Genomic DNA, 16,441 nt, shown 5'->3' on the forward strand with positions numbered 1-16,441 from the left:
GACTTGTTGAAAAAGTGGTTTGTATCTATTGTTATGTTGTTTGTGTTTTTTAGTAGTACCATGCAAATAGAGGCTGCGGGAAATAGCTATGTTGTTATCGATGCAGAAAACGGCCGTACATTAATGGGGGTCAATGAACATGCTCGATTGCCGATAGCCAGTTTAACGAAAATTTGGACTGCGTTAATTGTTTTGGAGAATAGTGAACTTTCCGATGAAGTAGTTATTTCAAAAGAAGCTGCAATGGTCGAAGGCTCCTCCATTTATTTATTGGAAAATGAGACATATACAATTGACTATCTGCTTCACGGCTTAATGATGCAGTCAGGAAATGATGCGGCAACTGCGTTGGCGGAGCATGTGGGTGGATCGGTCGAAGGCTTTGTGAAGCTAATGAATGAAAAGGCTCAGCTTTATCGTCTGCATGAAACGACTTTTACAAATCCTACAGGGTTACACAATGAAGCCCACCTTTCCTCAGCATACGATACGGCAAAAATGCTGCAAATTGCGATGATGAACCCGCAGTTCAAGAAAATTGCATCCACACAAAATTTTTCGGATGGCAGGCAGTGGAAAAATAAACATCGCCTTATGCATGAAAAAATTGGGGCTATTTCTGGAAAAACAGGCTATACAAAAGTTGCAGGGCGCACACTTGCGACATTTTTCGAACGGAAACAAAAATCATTTGTTATCGTTACAATCAATGAAGGAAATGATTGGAATGTTCACCGGAATTTGGCGGACTTTATCGACAAGAATTTTGATCGGGAAACAATTGTAAAAAAAGGGGAATACAAGGCGAATGGATTATCGATAGAACTGGATGAGCCATTACAAATGCTTCTTCATAAGAAGGAAAAACCAAACTTTCAGCATATCGTAAAAATTTCAAGACTTAAGGATTCAAATAGAGGAGTATGGCTTTTGTATGCAGATGATGTATTAGTCGCCTCCAAATTAGTTACGATAAGGTGACCGGATGTATTGTTGGAAAAGCGAAATTTCTTTAATAAGTATTGAAAGTATGCCATAATTTTTATTCGTTAAGGAAATTTATGGCGTACGTAATGTGGATGACGAGTCATAGATTTAATTTACATCAAATTATTTATAGCAATAAAGGAAAAGTGCAAATTCGAATGCTGTAGAAGCGTGCGTCTTTGCAGTTTATCAATCAATGAGGTGAACTTATGGAAAGATTACAGAAAGTAATTGCATATGCAGGCGTTGCATCACGACGTAAAGCAGAGCAATTAATCGTAGAAGGTAAAGTAAAAGTTAATGGAGTAGTGGTAAAAGAGCTTGGAACAAAGGTTTCAAATTCGGACACGATTGAAGTAGAAGGCGTAAAGCTTGAAAAAGAGGATAAAGTATATTTCCTATTATATAAACCACGTGCCTATATTTCAGCTGTTACAGATGATAAAGGACGTAAAACAGTAACGGATATTTTCAAAAAGCATGTTCATCAACGTATATTCCCAGTAGGTCGTTTGGACTATGATACGACAGGCTTATTATTATTGACGAATGACGGGGATTTTTCAAACTTAATGACACACCCGAAATTTAAAATAGACAAAACATATATTGCACGTGTTAAAGGAATACCTACAAAGCAAGGGCTAATGAAGCTTCAAAATGGAATTAAGCTAGAAGACGGGAAAACTGCTCCAGCAAAAGTAAGCATGACAAGTTTTGATGAAAGTGCTGGGAAAGCAATTTGTGAAATTACAATCCATGAAGGGCGTAACCGTCAAGTGCGTCGTATGTTTGAAGCAATTGGGACACCGGTTGTGAAGTTAAAACGTGAGCGCTTTGCATTTTTGGATTTAACAGGATTGTCGCCTGGGGAATATCGTCAGCTAACAAAGCATGAAGTAAAACTATTGCGGGTACTGGCTGAAACAGGAAAAATAGATTACAACAATTAAAATAGTGGAAACGTTCATAAATCATTCATAATTAAAATAATTATCATTTTGTAATTATTTGCTATAATAGGCAACAGTAGTTGCTAAAAGGAAGGAGGTTTTTTGTTTGGAAAAAAAAAGAAAACGTTCTGTGACACGTGGCATTATACTAGCAATTTTAGCAATAGCGATTGGATATACAGTTTATGGTGCTGTAACGAAAGATAAACTAGAGGTAGTAAAGGCAGGGGCACAAGCGCCTGATTTTGAAGTAGTAGATTTGAATGGTGAAAAACATAGATTAAAAGATTACGAAGGAAAAGGTGTCGTTTTAAATTTTTGGGGAACATGGTGTGAACCATGTGAACGAGAATTCCCTGCTATGACACGCCAATATTCAGCATTTGCTAATAAAGGTGTACAAATTATTGCTGTCAATTTTGCACAGTCCGAATTTGAGGTTAAGAAGTATGTTGCCAATATGGGGATGACGTTCCCGGTTGCGATCGACAAAACGAAAAGCGTATTTACAGCCTACAGCATTGGGCCTCTTCCTACATCAATATTTATTAAACCAGATGGTACTATTGACCGTATTATAACTGGTGAAATGAGCGAGGAAAAAATCGCACAGTATATGGAGTCAATAAAGCCGGAATAGGAGTTTTAACGCAATGAATATAATACTTTGTGAATGCGGGCATGAAAATCCTGAAGGTACTAATCTCTGTCAAAAATGTGGATCTCCTTTAACATTGGAGGAAAAAAGCAAAAAAATTGCAGACATGCGGTACGAAGGGACAGCCATTCGTTCAAAAACTTACAACAAATCGATTATTGATAAAATATGGAATTTTTTCTCAAGTGTAAAGGTCGGCATTTCACTTATCATAATAAATTTAGTGGCAGCTTCCATCGGGACGATTTTACCACAGGAATTTTACGTTAGTGTAGCGACGGATGCAGAGAAGGAAAAATACTATTCAGATGTATATGGCTGGTTTGGAGAAATATATTATGCGTTAGGGTTATCGGATCTTTATTCTTCCCTTTGGTTCCAAATACTAGTATTAATGCTGGGCGTTTCTATTATTATTGCGAGTATTGACCGTGGTATCCCATTACATAAATCTTTAAAAAATCAGCGAGTAAAAAGACATACGAGCTTTATGAAGCGTCAACGCATTTATAGTGAAGGCAAGCCGAGTGAGAATACTGACCAAACATTACAGCTTGCTGAACAAACTTTAAAAAATCTAAAATATAATGTACGCCGTGAAGATGACGCGATATTGGCAGAGCGTGGGCGTTTTTCTCGCTATGGCGCTTATATAAACCATGTCGGACTTATCATATTTATAATAGCTGTTATGCTCCATTTAGTTCCTGGCTTCTACGTAGATGAGTCTATCTGGTTACGTGAAGGAGAAACACGGGCAATTCCGGGTATGGATGGTTATTTTTTGAAAAACGACCAATTTATATTGGAAACATACGATAATGATCCACAAGGTGAGCAAATTAAACAAGGAATTAATGTTGTCGCAAAAAATTACCAAACAGATGTTACATTATATAAACAACAGGAAAATGCTGTTCCAGGACAAGCTGAAGATTTGGAAGAAGTGAAGCAGTTTAATATCCGTGTGAATCATCCATTAAAGCATGAAGGTTATGCAGTTTACCAGATGGACTTCAGGCTGAATGAAATTAAAACAATGGTTTTTGACTTAACGCTTAAAGAAACTGAAGAATCACTTGGACAGGTTAGTATAGATTTAACAAATCCTCAAGACGAATACTTATTGGATAATGGAGCAAAAGTAGAATTAATGGGCTTTTATCCTGATTTTTCTGGGTTTAAGGAAGGTGTGCCGCAAACTGCTACACAAACACCGAATAATCCGGCATTTATATTTAAAATGAGTACTCCTGAGAAACCAGAAGGGGAAACAAGTTTTGTAGCTATTCAGCAAACCTTGGAGCCAGAAGGTAACAACATGTACAAAATGAAATTTGCAAATGTTGAAACACGTCATATGTCGGGCTTAATGGTCCGATACGATCGCACAATCCCTCTACTTATAGTCGGAGCGATTATCTTCATGGTCGGTGTAGTGATTGGTTCGTATTGGAATCACCGTCGTATATGGATTGAACAGTTGGAAGACGGTACAGTTCGTTTAGCAGCCCATACAAACAAAAACTGGTTTGGTATGAAGAAAGATTTAGACGTCTTAAAGAAGCATGCCCATATACCACAATACGTAGATCAGCTGGAATCAGAAAATAATGAACATGTTGAAACAGAAAAGGATGGTAAAACCTTATGAGTTTAATAGATTTAAGCGGTTATTTACTGTATGTTGCATTTTTTTGTTATTTATTTGGCACATTCCTATTTGGAGGGGCAATTAAAGAAAAAAATGATACAGCGGCAAGTCGAGCAGACAAATACGGTAAATTAGCAATCACCGTTACAATTATCGGCTTTGTTGCACAATTAGGTTATTTCATAACACGTTGGATTTATACAGGACATGCACCAGTTAGTAATATGTTTGAATTTACGACAGCATTCGGTATGTTCATCATCTTGTCTTTCATAGTTATTTTCTTTATGTATAAAGTGTCTGCATTGGGTGTTGTAGCGTTACCAATTGCACTTCTAATCATTGCATATGCTTCGATGTTCCCGACAGAGGTAAGTCCGTTAGTACCATCATTACAAAGTCATTGGTTAACAATTCATGTAATTACGGCAGCAATAGGTCAATCCATTTTTGGAATCAGTGCGGTAGCTGGTCTAATTTATTTACTGAAAAATGTAAATATGAATGAACGCTCAAAAGAGAGTTTTTGGCTGGAAACTGTTATGTTCTGCTGTGTATTAATTGTAGGTTTCGTGGCAGCTACTGTAACATTCAATGTCATGGATTATGAAGCGAAGTATGAATATGTCGATACTTTGGATAAAGTAAGTACTTCAACATATATGATGCCGCCGATTTTTGGTATGAATGAGTATGTAGAGCTAACAGAGGATCGCATGACTCCATTAGTAGAATTGCCTGCACTGATTGATGCGCGTAAATTAACAACAGTAGTATGGTCCGTTCTATTTGGTACGGTTATATATATTTTGATCCGCCTCATCTTTAGAAGAAAGGTAGCAACTATGTTCCAGCCGTTGGTAAAGCGAGTAAACTCTACGTTAATGGATGAAATTGCATACCGTACAGTTTTAATTGCATTCCCAATATTTACGCTCGGAGCACTGATTTTTGCAATGATTTGGGCGCAAAAAGCATGGGGACGCTTCTGGGGCTGGGATCCAAAAGAAGTTTGGGCACTTGTCACATGGCTATTCTATGCAGCGTTTTTACATTTACGTCTATCAAAAGGCTGGGAAGGTAAAAAAACTGCCTGGTTAACGGTAATAGGATTCCTAATCATTTTATTTAATTTAGTTGTCGTAAACTTAGTAATTGCTGGGTTACACTCTTACGCATAAAAATATTAATATGTCAAAAAGTTATAAAAGTTCAATCATTTTGGTTGAGCTTTTCTTTTCAATTGTACTTTTAAAAGGTACAATGGAGTAGAGAAATAGAGTTTTGAAAGGGGCAACATCAGTGTCAGAAAATATTTCTGTATTAATTGTAGATGATGAAGACCGCATTCGACGTTTATTAAAAATGTATTTAGAACGCGAAGGCTACGCAGTAGAAGAAGCAGAAAACGGAGAACAGGCACTTTCAATGGCGCTAGAAAAAGATTATCATTGTATTTTACTAGATATTATGATGCCTGAAAAAGACGGTTTGGAAGTTTGCGCTGAGCTGCGTGAAAAGAAAACAACACCGATTATTTTGTTGACAGCAAAAGGAGAAGAAGCAAACCGGGTTCAAGGTTTTGAACTAGGAGCTGATGACTATATTGTTAAACCATTTAGTCCACGTGAAGTTGTGCTGCGTGTAAAAGCTATTTTACGACGCTCAGCTGTATTTTCACCAGTATCGAATGCATCTTCATCAAAGGATTTAGTTGTATTCCCGCATTTAACAATCGACCACGATGCACACCGTGTAACGGCGGATGGTACAGAAGTAAATTTAACACCGAAAGAATATGAATTATTATACTTTTTAGCGAAATCTCCTGATAAAGTATTTGACCGTGAACAACTGTTAAAAGAAGTTTGGCATTACGATTTCTTTGGTGACCTCCGTACAGTAGATACACATGTTAAACGTTTACGAGAAAAGTTGAACCGCGTTTCTGAAAATGCGGCGAAAATGATTGTAACTGTTTGGGGTGTAGGCTATAAATTCGAGGTTGTAAATGATTAGAATAGCAACAAGTATTGTCGGGAAGCTATGGGTAACCATTTTGCTTCTCGTTTCATTTGTCCTGTTTATTTTCACGGTATTTATGCTGGAGTTTCTAGAAAGCTATCATAATGAACAATCTGAAATGTCTTTGAGACAAACTGCTGCAGCCATTGCTAGCATTGTTGATGAGGATGAATTGGATGATAAACAATTCGCAATCATTTCGGAGCTGTTAACAGAAACGACGAATGTCTTAATTGCGAAAAATCCAAATGAAGTGTTGTATTCAATGCAAGAAGGATTGAATAAAGAGGAAATACAGAAAAATATTATTTCAAACGAAGAATTAAGGGAAGTTTATGCAACCAACGAGCCAATTGTCAAAGAGCTCCTTCTGCCTTCGAATATTGATGAAAATAAAAAAATGAAATATATCGTTCTTGGCTTTCCTTTAAAAAGTGAAGAAGAGTTACACGGGGCGGTATTTATTTATAAAAACCCGGACGCATTAAATCAGACAAGTAATGAAACAACGAAAATTGTTTTTTTGGCAGCGGCTATTGCATTCATATTAACAACTATTTTTGCGTTTTTCCTTTCCTCCAAAATTACGTTGCCATTACGTAACATGCGTGAGCACGCATTTGAATTGGCAAAGGGTCGATTTGATTCGAAAATTGAAATAAAGCAGAATGATGAAATTGGTCAGCTAGCAGTAGCCTTTAACCAAATGGGGCGCCAATTAAAGCACCATTTAGAAGTGATTAATCAAGAAAAAGAGCAATTATCCAGTATATTAACATCGATGACAGATTCTGTAATAACTTTTAATCGTGATAAAACAATTTTGGTCAGTAATCCTCCTGCAGAGCGCTTGCTTCAAAAATGGTTTATCGAAAAAGGCTTAAACAGTTCAAAGCCGATTCCTGAAGAGCTTTATCAAATGCTTGACCATGTCCTAAGTTTTGAAGATCAGCTTGACGAAGAGTTACAGATGGGAAAATCTTATTATAGTATTACTATTAGCCCCCTCTATAGCGGAGATTCGATTCGTGGTGCAGTCGCTGTTATACGAGATAAAACAGAGGAGACAAAGTTGGAAAAGCTGAAGTCGGACTTCATTGCCAATGTTTCGCATGAGTTGCGAACACCGATAGCGATGCTACAAGGTTATTCTGAAGCCATTATAGATGGTGTTGTCACAACAGAAGAGGAACGCACTGATATGATTCGCATTATTTATGATGAGTCCCAACGGATGAGCCGACTCGTTACGGATTTACTGGATTTGGCACGAATGGAGTCAGGTCATATGAGTCTTTATAAAGATGATGTGCCATTAGTATCGGTAATTGAACGTATGACACATAAGTTTGATCAGACGGCAAAAGAAAACCATGTCCATCTTCTTTTTGAAACCGACTTTTCGGAAGATGCACTCATTCCGATTGATGAAGATCGCATTGAGCAAGTGTTAACGAATTTAATCGATAATGCAATCCGCCATACGCCGGCTGAAGGCTCAGTTACAGTATCGATAACAAATGAGCAGAAATTTGCTAAGGTTCAAGTGAAGGACACTGGTCGAGGAATACACCAAGATGACTTACCTTATGTATTTGAACGCTTTTATAAAGCGGATAAAGCACGGACGCGTTCAAAAGGTGGAACAGGCTTAGGGTTAGCGATTACAAAAAATATAGTAGAAGCGCATAACGGTACGATTTCTGTGGATAGTGTGGAACAGCAAGGAACAACCTTTACATTTTATTTACCATTAAATTAACAAAATCGTAGTAGGAAAAGTTTATCATTTTGTTCTCAAAGTGGTAAACTTTTATTTTTAACAAGTTAATTCATAATTATATTCCATGGTATTGTAACTTTTACTGTTTGAAAACGACAAATAATTAGAACGGAGGTGGGATGGGTGCAACAGTCCATTTTCCATCGATTATACGATATGTATCATCAGGATGTTTTTAATTTTCTTTTTTATTTAGTGAAAAACCGGACAGCGGCGGAGGATCTTTCTCATGAAGTGTACGTACGTGTACTGAAATCGTATGAACGTTTTGAAGGGAAAAGCTCTGAAAAAACGTGGCTTTTCTCAATTGCGAAAAATGTGGCAATTGATTATTTCAGAAAAAAACAGGTTCGGGATAAGCATGCATTTACCGCATTTGATTGGGAAACGGAGCAGCTTGTAAGCCCCGTACCTTCACCAGAACAGTCTATGGAATTAAACGATGAACTAAGTCGATTACTGCTTGCATTGGAACGATGCTCGGGGGATCAGAAAATGGTGATTATTATGCGCTATCTTCAGGAACTTACGATACAGGAAACGGCTGATATATTAGGATGGACCACAGGTAAGGTTAAAACGACACAGCACCGGGCATTAAAAAATTTAAGACAGCTATTGGAAGCACAAGATGGAAAGGAGGCGAATTCATTATGAAAAAGGAGCGTTGGGATGAGGAAAACCTGGAACAACTCCTAAAACAGGCCCCGAAAGTAACCGATCATCGAACAAAGGATGAAATATTCAATCGTTTAAAGGATGATGGAGCATTTAATGAACAGCCGCCTCAAATACAACAGCCTAATCAAAAAGGGATTCGCTGGGCACCGCTTCTAGTATCGATCGCATCCTTATTTATTATAGTTTTGATTGGTGCACAGTTTTTAGGGAATGATCAGTCCATCTCGATGGAACAGAATACATTTGATATGGCAACTACAGAATCGGAAGAAAGCGCCAAAATGAGTAGGACCGAGGATGTAAGTGACCCATCGACAATTTCTAATTTTTCATTGGATGCACAAGCTGAACAGACGTTAATTTATGAAAGCCAGCTTGAAGGAGTAACATTATTTAAAATTGGTCTTGCTGGTGATGATGCAGAAAGCGTTCCTGTCAGTATATTAATACCTAATGAAGTTGTGGTAGATAAGCTTGGGACCGATAACCCGACAACATTGGAGCTTTATAAAACCTTTAGTCCATTACTCGATGAACATATGATGGGGTTTAATGAGTATCACCCGTTAAAAGGCGAATTGCGTGAAGAGGGAGATAAGCTTATTCACACATTACCTGATGACCACGGATATGATACAAGTTCTGCTACACTATCTAATTATTTCGGTTCCCTTGTGGATACATTCGGAAATTCGTACGAAGAGGTACAAATTGAAGATGCAAAAGGGGAAGTCGTTTATTTTGATTATGTTGGTGAAACGGCACAGTCTTTTCAATTGAAAGGGGAGCAGACACAATACAATTATTTTATGTATCAAATGAGGGATGGGGCAGTTTATTTAAGTCCTAATTTTCGTATGACCTTTCCTAACGTGACTGAGGCGATCGATAATATGACGACGGAAGCAAACGATATATATCGTACTGTCATTTTACCTGGAATTTCATTAAAAGTAGAGGATGAAGGGGATATCGTTACTGTAACATTCGAACAAGCACTTGATTTGGAACAATATGATGCTGCCCAAGCAATGCGTATGATAGAAGGATTAATTTTAACGGCAGCAAGTTTTGATAAACAAATTAAATTTGAAAAAATTGTGCAAGAAAATTGGAGTGGTTTTGACTTCACGAAGCCTTTAGAGAAGCCAATCGCGGGGAACCTATTGTTCTATAACTTTTAAATAAAACAAATGAATTTACTCGGAATTGTAAGCAATGGTCTTTACAATTCCGTTTTTATATATATAATAGAAATTGTAACAAGAATTTTGTTGCACAATTTCATATTGATTCATCTTCGGGGCAGGGTGTAATTCCCGACCGGCGGTAATTAAAGTTGTAGCCTCTGACCATTTACTTGGAGGACGTTACAGTAAACTTTTCGAGCCCGCGAGCCACTTTTTGTGTGCAGGATTTGGTGCGATTCCAAAGCCGACAGTATAGTCTGGATGGGAGAAGGTGAAGGTACGGTCGTCATTTTATGAAAATGTCGTGCTTTTGTAGTACCGTTAATAATTTCCTTAACTATGAGCGGAATGTCTTTCGTATACATATTTTTAAGGGGATTTACTACAAAATGCATAAGTAGACTTTTATTTAAGTGTGCCTATTTCTCCCTTATGCTCTTTTTTGCATAAGGGTTTTTTCATGAATGATTTGATACGTCCTTTCTTCTTGCGAGATGGAATCAGCAAAGAGGAGAGATTTCTATGCAAAAGAGAAGTTTGAAGTTACGGTCATTCGTAACAATCGCTATGCTAAGTGGGATTTCATTTATATTAATGCTACTGAATTTCCCATTACCTTGGTTTCCTGTATTTTTGCAGATTGATTTTAGTGATGTACCTGCATTAATAGCGGCGATTACGATGGGACCTGTCGCAGGTATTCTTGTTGAATTGGTTAAGAATGTACTTGATTGGATTTATACGGGAGCTCCAGAAGGAATTCCGGTAGGTCACATGGCAAACTTTGCAACAGGCGTATTATTCATTTTACCAGCTTACTATATTTACAAAAAATTCCCTTCTGCAAAAGGGTTAATTTCTGGCTTAGTTGTTTCGACGGTTGTAATGTCGTTGGGGATGGCTGTATTAAATTACGTAGCGTTCCTACCACTATATACGTATTTACTGGGCTTTGAATATGATATGTATGAAACGATAGTATTGGGTATTTTACCGTTTAATATAGTTAAAGGAATTATGATGCTAGTTGTCGTGACGATGATTTACCGTTCGATGCGTGTATGGATTGAACAACAGCGCCGACAATATTTAGCTTAACTAAATAAAAGCACAAGGAGTTATGTCATAAAGGATTGTTTTTATGACATAACTCCTTTTTATTTGCTGGAAGATTGTTAGTTTATGTGTCTTAAGTTATATGGAAATAATTATTACTATTGTAATCATAGTAATTCACTGTTATCATAATGTACATTGTTGTGAAAAATCTGGCTATTTCGTCAAAAGACCAACATTATATTACTTCTTTAGGAGAGATGACGATGGAGAAAAAAATACCATTTTCAACATACGCAGTAATCGGGACGATGCTGTTCGGTATGTTTTTTGGTGCGGGTAATTTAATTTTCCCGATACAAATGGGCCAGTTAGCAGGTACGAATTATTGGCTGGCGTTAATTGGTTTTTTAATAACGGCAATAGGGCTGCCGTTTTTAGGTATTCTTGCAATTGGCCTTTCTGGAAGTAACGGATTGCGTGATTTAGCGAGTAAAGTACACCCAGTATTTGGTTTATTATTTGCATTGGCATTATATTTAACTATTGGACCATTTTTTGCTATTCCGCGTACTGCAACGGTACCTTTTGTAGTTGGATTTGAACCTTTTATCGATCCGTCTCAAATAACATTATGGCTAGCTGTATTTAGCTTTGTATTTTTTGCTATCGTATTTTATTTTTCATTAAATCCAGCGAAAATTATGGATATTATCGGGAAATACTTAACACCGGCATTCTTGATTTTTCTGTTTGTTTTAATCGGGATCAGTTTATTTTCGCCAATGGGTGATTTTGTAGAGCCTGTTGGGGCATATATAAATGATGCGTTTATGACAGGGTTTAAAGAAGGTTACAATACGATGGACGCGCTGGCTTCACTTGCATTCGGTATTGTAGTTATTCATGCGATTAAGCGAACGGGTGTTACCGATAAAAAAGATATTGCAAAAGCGACTTGGAAATCGGGTATTTTTGCGATGGCTTTAATGATGCTTATATATGGTCTCATTACTTATATGGGTTCATCAAGTGTAACGGCGATTGGAACTTATGAGAATGGTGGTCAAATTTTCGCAGCTGTAGCGGATTATTACTTTGGTTCGTACGGGGCAATTTTACTCGCTATTATTATTGTGTTGGCATGCTTGAAAACAAGTATTGGGTTAATTACATCGTGTAGTGAATTTTTCCATGAAGTATTTCCGAAAGTGAGCTATAAAGCATTTGTTGTACTGCTGTGTCTTGTATCGTTCGTTATTGCGAATGTCGGATTAACAAATATTATTACATATGCAGTACCGGTGTTAATGTTCTTATATCCTTTGGCAATTGTCTTAATTATTTTAGCGCTTTTCGGACCGTTGTTTGGTTATAAACAATCAGTTTTTGCGACAGCTATTTTATTTACATTCTTTATTAGTGTTATCGATGGCTACAATGCATTAATCGAAAGTGTCCCAGCGTTTAAAGGAAACTTATTATCATCAATTTCAGCTGTATATATGGATTATTTACCACTTTATACAATCGGTTTAGGTTGGATTGTTCCAGCGTTAATTGGAGCAGTTATCGGATTGTGTATTCCGTATAGTATTAACAAAAAAAGTTGAATAGAAATGGGTGTGTAAAAGTTGAAAATCTTTTACACACCCATTTTTCGTTTCTAATGTACATTTTGTTTTTTGAAGCTGCCACCTTTTACTTCTACAACTTCATAAACAGTGACAAAAGCATTAGGGTCAATTTCACGAATGATAATTTTCATCTTACTTTCTTCCATTCGATTAATTACACATGTAATTTCTTTAAACTCTTGGTTGGAATAAGCGCCGTATACGGTATTAAAAGTAGCGCTACGTCCTAAACGATCTCGGATTGTCTCCACCATATTTACAGGTTCGCTTGTAATAATTTTATACGTTTTAGAACCGCTTAACCCTTCCTCGACAACGATAATAACCTTCGACGCGATATAGTAGGCAATTGCTGATAATAAAGCACCCTTAAAGCCGAACACAAACGAAACAATAATGAAGACGAAAAAGTTTAAAAATAAAATTAAATCACTCGTACTAAACGGGAGCTTTCTAGAAAGTAATACTGCAAGCATATCAATACCATCCAATGCACCACCATTACGTAGTGCCAGCCCCATACCGATACCTAAAATAATCCCGCCAACAACGGTAATCAATAACGCGTCCCCGGTCACGATTGTCGGGACATGGTGCATAAGGGATGTACCAATTGCTAAAGAAGCAATTCCGAGAATAGAATTGATTGCAAAGGTTTTACCGATTTGTTTATAACCTAAGTAAACGAATGGAATATTAAGTAAAGCAATTAACATACCTAAAGGTAATGGTGTTAATTGTGAAATTACGATACTAATCCCTGTAATTCCTCCATCGGAAACGTTATTTGGAATTAATACGGATTCTAAACCGTAAGCGGCGATAAAACCTCCGATAATAACAATGATTTTTTGTCCGATAGACTTTGCGATGTTTTTTTGCTTTGACATAAATCTCCTCCTCAAATATATCGTAATAATTATACATGAATAATACTACGATTTCTTTTCAACACTATAATAATTTGAAATTTTGTGATTAAACCAGATAATTTCTCAATTTTATATTTCAAGGATTCTTGAATTTCATATTTCCATTTTCATGAAATTTAAAAGGAAATCAGCAGTGGGGTTATATATAAAAGTATTTTAACCTTTAATTTGGATAATTTACCGATGTCATAAAATTTTTATGTCTGAATTCGTTGGTTGTATTATATTATTTATCTGAACGAGCTGGATTTAGTGAATAAAAAAGCTATCTGGAAAAAATGCTTTTTCCAGATAGCTTTTATTAAAGAATTGGAGTTTATTGACCCGCTGAATCTAATGCGTCTAAATCTTCAATTGGTTTTGCGTTTTTCAGTACTTCGGCAGGGATTGTAATTGTTGTTGCTGCATTGAAGTCTGAATATTTTATTGTTGATTTACTTTCAATATCCATAACAACACCTTCAATATTTATGCCCATTCCGAAGTCCATTACCATTTCTTCGATGTCAAAAGTTTTTTTGTTAATTTTAATTTCATAGTTGAAATTACCGAACTTCATGTTTTTCATTTCAGCTAGAACTTCTTCATCCAATCCTAAGTTCATAGCAGATAACTGCTCTTCAACTAACGCGGTAAATTTATCACCAGCTCCTGTTAATTTTAAAGTATAGTAATCTTCATTTTCTTGAATTGTGAAATGAGTAGCAAATTGTTGTAGCATTTTTAATTGATCCGCTGCATTAATTTGTGTGCCGGATTGAGCTAATAACTCCTCATACATATCTGAAGGGAATTTCATCCAAGATTTTGTCGTTCCTTCGTACAAATACATGCCATCTTTTTCAGTCATATACATTTTCAATGGCATTTCAATAGATTTTCCTGTCGTTGGATCAACCGTAGAGATTGTACCATCAGCAAAGAACTGCATAGGTTTGTTGACAATCGACATATCCATTTTTGTGTTAGTATCGATTTTAATTTGTTCTTCGCCTTCTTCGATTTCCATCGATTGTGTCATTGTCATTGTAGCCTTCATGCTAGTTGTAGTTTGCTGTTTTTCAATAGCCTTTGTAAAAACAGTTTCTAATAGCGCTGTATCTTGAGAAGTTGTTGAAGGTTGTTCTTCTTTTGGTTCAGTTGGCTCAACAGTTTCTGTATCTTCTTCTATAAGTTCGTTCATTACATTGAAAATAACAGTTGCTAGCTGACCGCGTGTAATAGAGTTCTCAACACCAAATTCCGTGTCACTTACACCGTTTATAATACCATATTCATATAATGCTGATACGTAATAATAGTATTCATTGTCTTCTGGTACATCATCAAATGAGCTACCCTCTTCAGCTTCTAATTCTAATACTTGTGCAAGCATATAGGCGAATTCGCCACGTGTAATTGTTTCGTTTGGCTCGACTGTGTTATCTTCATAAATTTCGATTGCATCAAACGCTGCTAATGCTGCAATAGGACCGTAATATTGGTGGGATACTGGGATGTCTGCGAATTTCGGATTTACTACGTTTTTTGTATCAAGACCAAGTGCACCAGCAAGCATTTTCGCTGCTTGTCCACGTGTCACATCCTGAGCTGGTTTATATGTGCCATCTGAATAACCGCTAATAATTCCAGCTGCATGTAATTCTGTGATTGCCTTAAAATGTGCGTTATTCTCAGTCACATCTGTAAAAGCACCTGATGCTGAAGCTGGAGCTACCGCTACTGCAGTCGCTGCTAATGAGGCAACTGCTACTGTGTAAAATTTCTTTTTCATATTCATATATCCTCCTAGAATCTATTGTGCCTCAGCCGAACTACACATAAATTATGCATAAGCTGCTAAAGGCTTTATCTAAATTCATTTGCTGTTTTGAGCAGCAAGCGAATTCGAAACAAAGTAAGTCGTAAACGTCAGGAAAGATAAATATCTCTCAAACTTCAGTGACGGTCCGATTTGGTTGTTTTATATAGTTGAAAGGAGAAGGGATGTACTGTTTTCAGCTATCCTCTTCTTTTACTTATTCAGTCGAAATCCACTATAAAGTATTTTACATAATTTTTTCAAATAAATCCATAATTATCTAATTTTTATCTTTTAAGTATCTGCTGATAAAGAAATAAGAAAATTAAATATGAAGTTCATTCAATAACGAGGAACTATAGTCAGAATTACATAGGCGCTTTGTATAGCTGCGTAATTCGGTTGGGGAATCATGTAATCCTAACGGAAATTAGATTTTTAAAGAGTGACCCGCTTATTGAATAGGTATCCAAAATTGCCGTACTGTTAATTATTCTATTATATCGGCGCTATTGTATTACTAATTAATGGTAATTTACATCAAGTTCACATAAATGAGTGAATATTCGAATTCTGAGATTAATTTGTTCTAATATTCATATGTTAGTTTTTATAACATTGAATTGACAAAGTACCTAACATTGATTTAAAGTTAAATCAAGAAAGGGAGGCGAGAGGATGAGTCGAGAATTTCGAAGAGCGATGCCGTTATTGCCGATTAGCATGGTTATGCAACTAACCGACTTAACGGCAAGACAAATCCGTTACTATGAAGAACATGAACTAATCGTCCCTGCCAGATCAGAAGGAAATAGGAGAATGTTTTCTTTAGATGATATTGATGCCCTATTGGAAATCAGAGAGTTACTTGACCAGGGTATTAATATGGCAGGTATAAAAAAGGTATTTGCCATGCGGACGAAAGACTATGTTACGAATACTGACATTGTGCGAATGTCCGATACAGAACTAAGGGCAATACTGCGTGAAGAAATGCAACAAGCTCAGCGAATGCAAAAAACTTCGCTACGACAAGGCGACTTATCGCGTTTCTTTCAATTCTAAAAAAAGATAAAAACATAAT

14 protein-coding genes and 1 riboswitch are annotated in these 16,441 nt (G+C 36.6%); of the genes, 12 read left to right on the top strand and 2 right to left on the bottom strand.

What is annotated here, in order from left to right:
- The first annotated feature begins 6 nt into the window (after positions 1 to 6).
- The 11 genes from SNE38_RS10635 (at position 7) to brnQ (ending at position 12,600) form a co-directional block, all read left to right on the top strand.
- Positions 7 to 981, top strand: coding sequence for a D-alanyl-D-alanine carboxypeptidase family protein (locus tag SNE38_RS10635; RefSeq protein WP_191702557.1), 975 nt, complete (start codon positions 7 to 9; stop codon positions 979 to 981).
- Positions 982 to 1,196: 215 nt separating this feature from the next.
- Positions 1,197 to 1,940 (top strand): pseudouridine synthase, encoded by a 744-nt coding sequence (locus SNE38_RS10640; RefSeq protein WP_191702558.1) that lies wholly within the window; start codon positions 1,197 to 1,199, stop codon positions 1,938 to 1,940.
- Between the two features lie 106 nt (positions 1,941 to 2,046).
- Positions 2,047 to 2,580, top strand: coding sequence for a thiol-disulfide oxidoreductase ResA (resA, locus tag SNE38_RS10645; RefSeq protein ID WP_191702559.1), 534 nt, complete (start codon positions 2,047 to 2,049; stop codon positions 2,578 to 2,580).
- A 13-nt stretch (positions 2,581 to 2,593) separates the two neighbouring features.
- On the top strand, positions 2,594 to 4,252 hold the full coding sequence (locus SNE38_RS10650; protein WP_191702560.1) for a cytochrome c biogenesis protein ResB: 1,659 nt from the start codon (positions 2,594 to 2,596) through the stop codon (positions 4,250 to 4,252).
- Positions 4,249 to 5,433 (top strand): c-type cytochrome biogenesis protein CcsB, encoded by a 1,185-nt coding sequence (ccsB, locus tag SNE38_RS10655; protein WP_191702561.1) that lies wholly within the window; start codon positions 4,249 to 4,251, stop codon positions 5,431 to 5,433. The genes SNE38_RS10650 and ccsB overlap by 4 nt, the downstream gene beginning before the upstream one ends.
- 121 nt (positions 5,434 to 5,554) lie before the next feature.
- The gene (locus tag SNE38_RS10660; protein WP_191702562.1) at positions 5,555 to 6,271 is read left to right on the top strand and encodes a response regulator transcription factor; all 717 of its coding nucleotides are present in this window, start codon (positions 5,555 to 5,557) and stop codon (positions 6,269 to 6,271) included.
- A complete protein-coding gene (locus SNE38_RS10665; RefSeq protein ID WP_191702563.1) occupies positions 6,264 to 8,039 on the top strand; it encodes an ATP-binding protein in 1,776 nt (591 codons plus the stop codon). The genes SNE38_RS10660 and SNE38_RS10665 overlap by 8 nt, the downstream gene beginning before the upstream one ends.
- Positions 8,040 to 8,183: 144 nt before the next feature.
- A complete protein-coding gene (locus tag SNE38_RS10670) occupies positions 8,184 to 8,717 on the top strand; it encodes an RNA polymerase sigma factor SigX (protein ID WP_191702564.1) in 534 nt (177 codons plus the stop codon).
- On the top strand, positions 8,714 to 9,925 hold the full coding sequence (locus SNE38_RS10675; RefSeq protein ID WP_336046468.1) for a hypothetical protein: 1,212 nt from the start codon (positions 8,714 to 8,716) through the stop codon (positions 9,923 to 9,925). The genes SNE38_RS10670 and SNE38_RS10675 overlap by 4 nt, the downstream gene beginning before the upstream one ends.
- A gap of 108 nt (positions 9,926 to 10,033) precedes the next feature.
- Positions 10,034 to 10,208, top strand: a riboswitch (FMN riboswitch).
- 245 nt (positions 10,209 to 10,453) lie between these two features.
- On the top strand, positions 10,454 to 11,029 hold the full coding sequence (locus SNE38_RS10680) for an ECF transporter S component (RefSeq protein WP_225223622.1): 576 nt from the start codon (positions 10,454 to 10,456) through the stop codon (positions 11,027 to 11,029).
- Between the two features lie 224 nt (positions 11,030 to 11,253).
- Positions 11,254 to 12,600 (top strand): branched-chain amino acid transport system II carrier protein, encoded by a 1,347-nt coding sequence (gene brnQ, locus SNE38_RS10685; RefSeq protein WP_336046469.1) that lies wholly within the window; start codon positions 11,254 to 11,256, stop codon positions 12,598 to 12,600.
- A 53-nt stretch (positions 12,601 to 12,653) separates the two neighbouring features.
- Here the strand turns inward: brnQ and SNE38_RS10690 are convergent, their stop codons facing one another.
- Positions 12,654 to 13,514, bottom strand: a complete 861-nt coding sequence (locus tag SNE38_RS10690; RefSeq protein WP_191702567.1) for a YitT family protein — start codon at positions 13,512 to 13,514, stop codon at positions 12,654 to 12,656.
- Positions 13,515 to 13,872: 358 nt separating this feature from the next.
- The gene (locus SNE38_RS10695; RefSeq protein ID WP_225223623.1) at positions 13,873 to 15,330 is read right to left on the bottom strand and encodes an S-layer homology domain-containing protein; all 1,458 of its coding nucleotides are present in this window, start codon (positions 15,328 to 15,330) and stop codon (positions 13,873 to 13,875) included.
- A 705-nt stretch (positions 15,331 to 16,035) separates the two neighbouring features.
- On the opposite strand from SNE38_RS10695, the gene SNE38_RS10700 reads away from it, so the two are divergent.
- A complete protein-coding gene (locus SNE38_RS10700; protein ID WP_191698209.1) occupies positions 16,036 to 16,422 on the top strand; it encodes a MerR family transcriptional regulator in 387 nt (128 codons plus the stop codon).
- Positions 16,423 to 16,441: the final 19 nt, after the last annotated feature.

The organism is Solibacillus ferritrahens (genome assembly GCF_037027585.1).
Lineage (GTDB): Bacteria > Bacillota > Bacilli > Bacillales_A > Planococcaceae > Solibacillus > Solibacillus ferritrahens.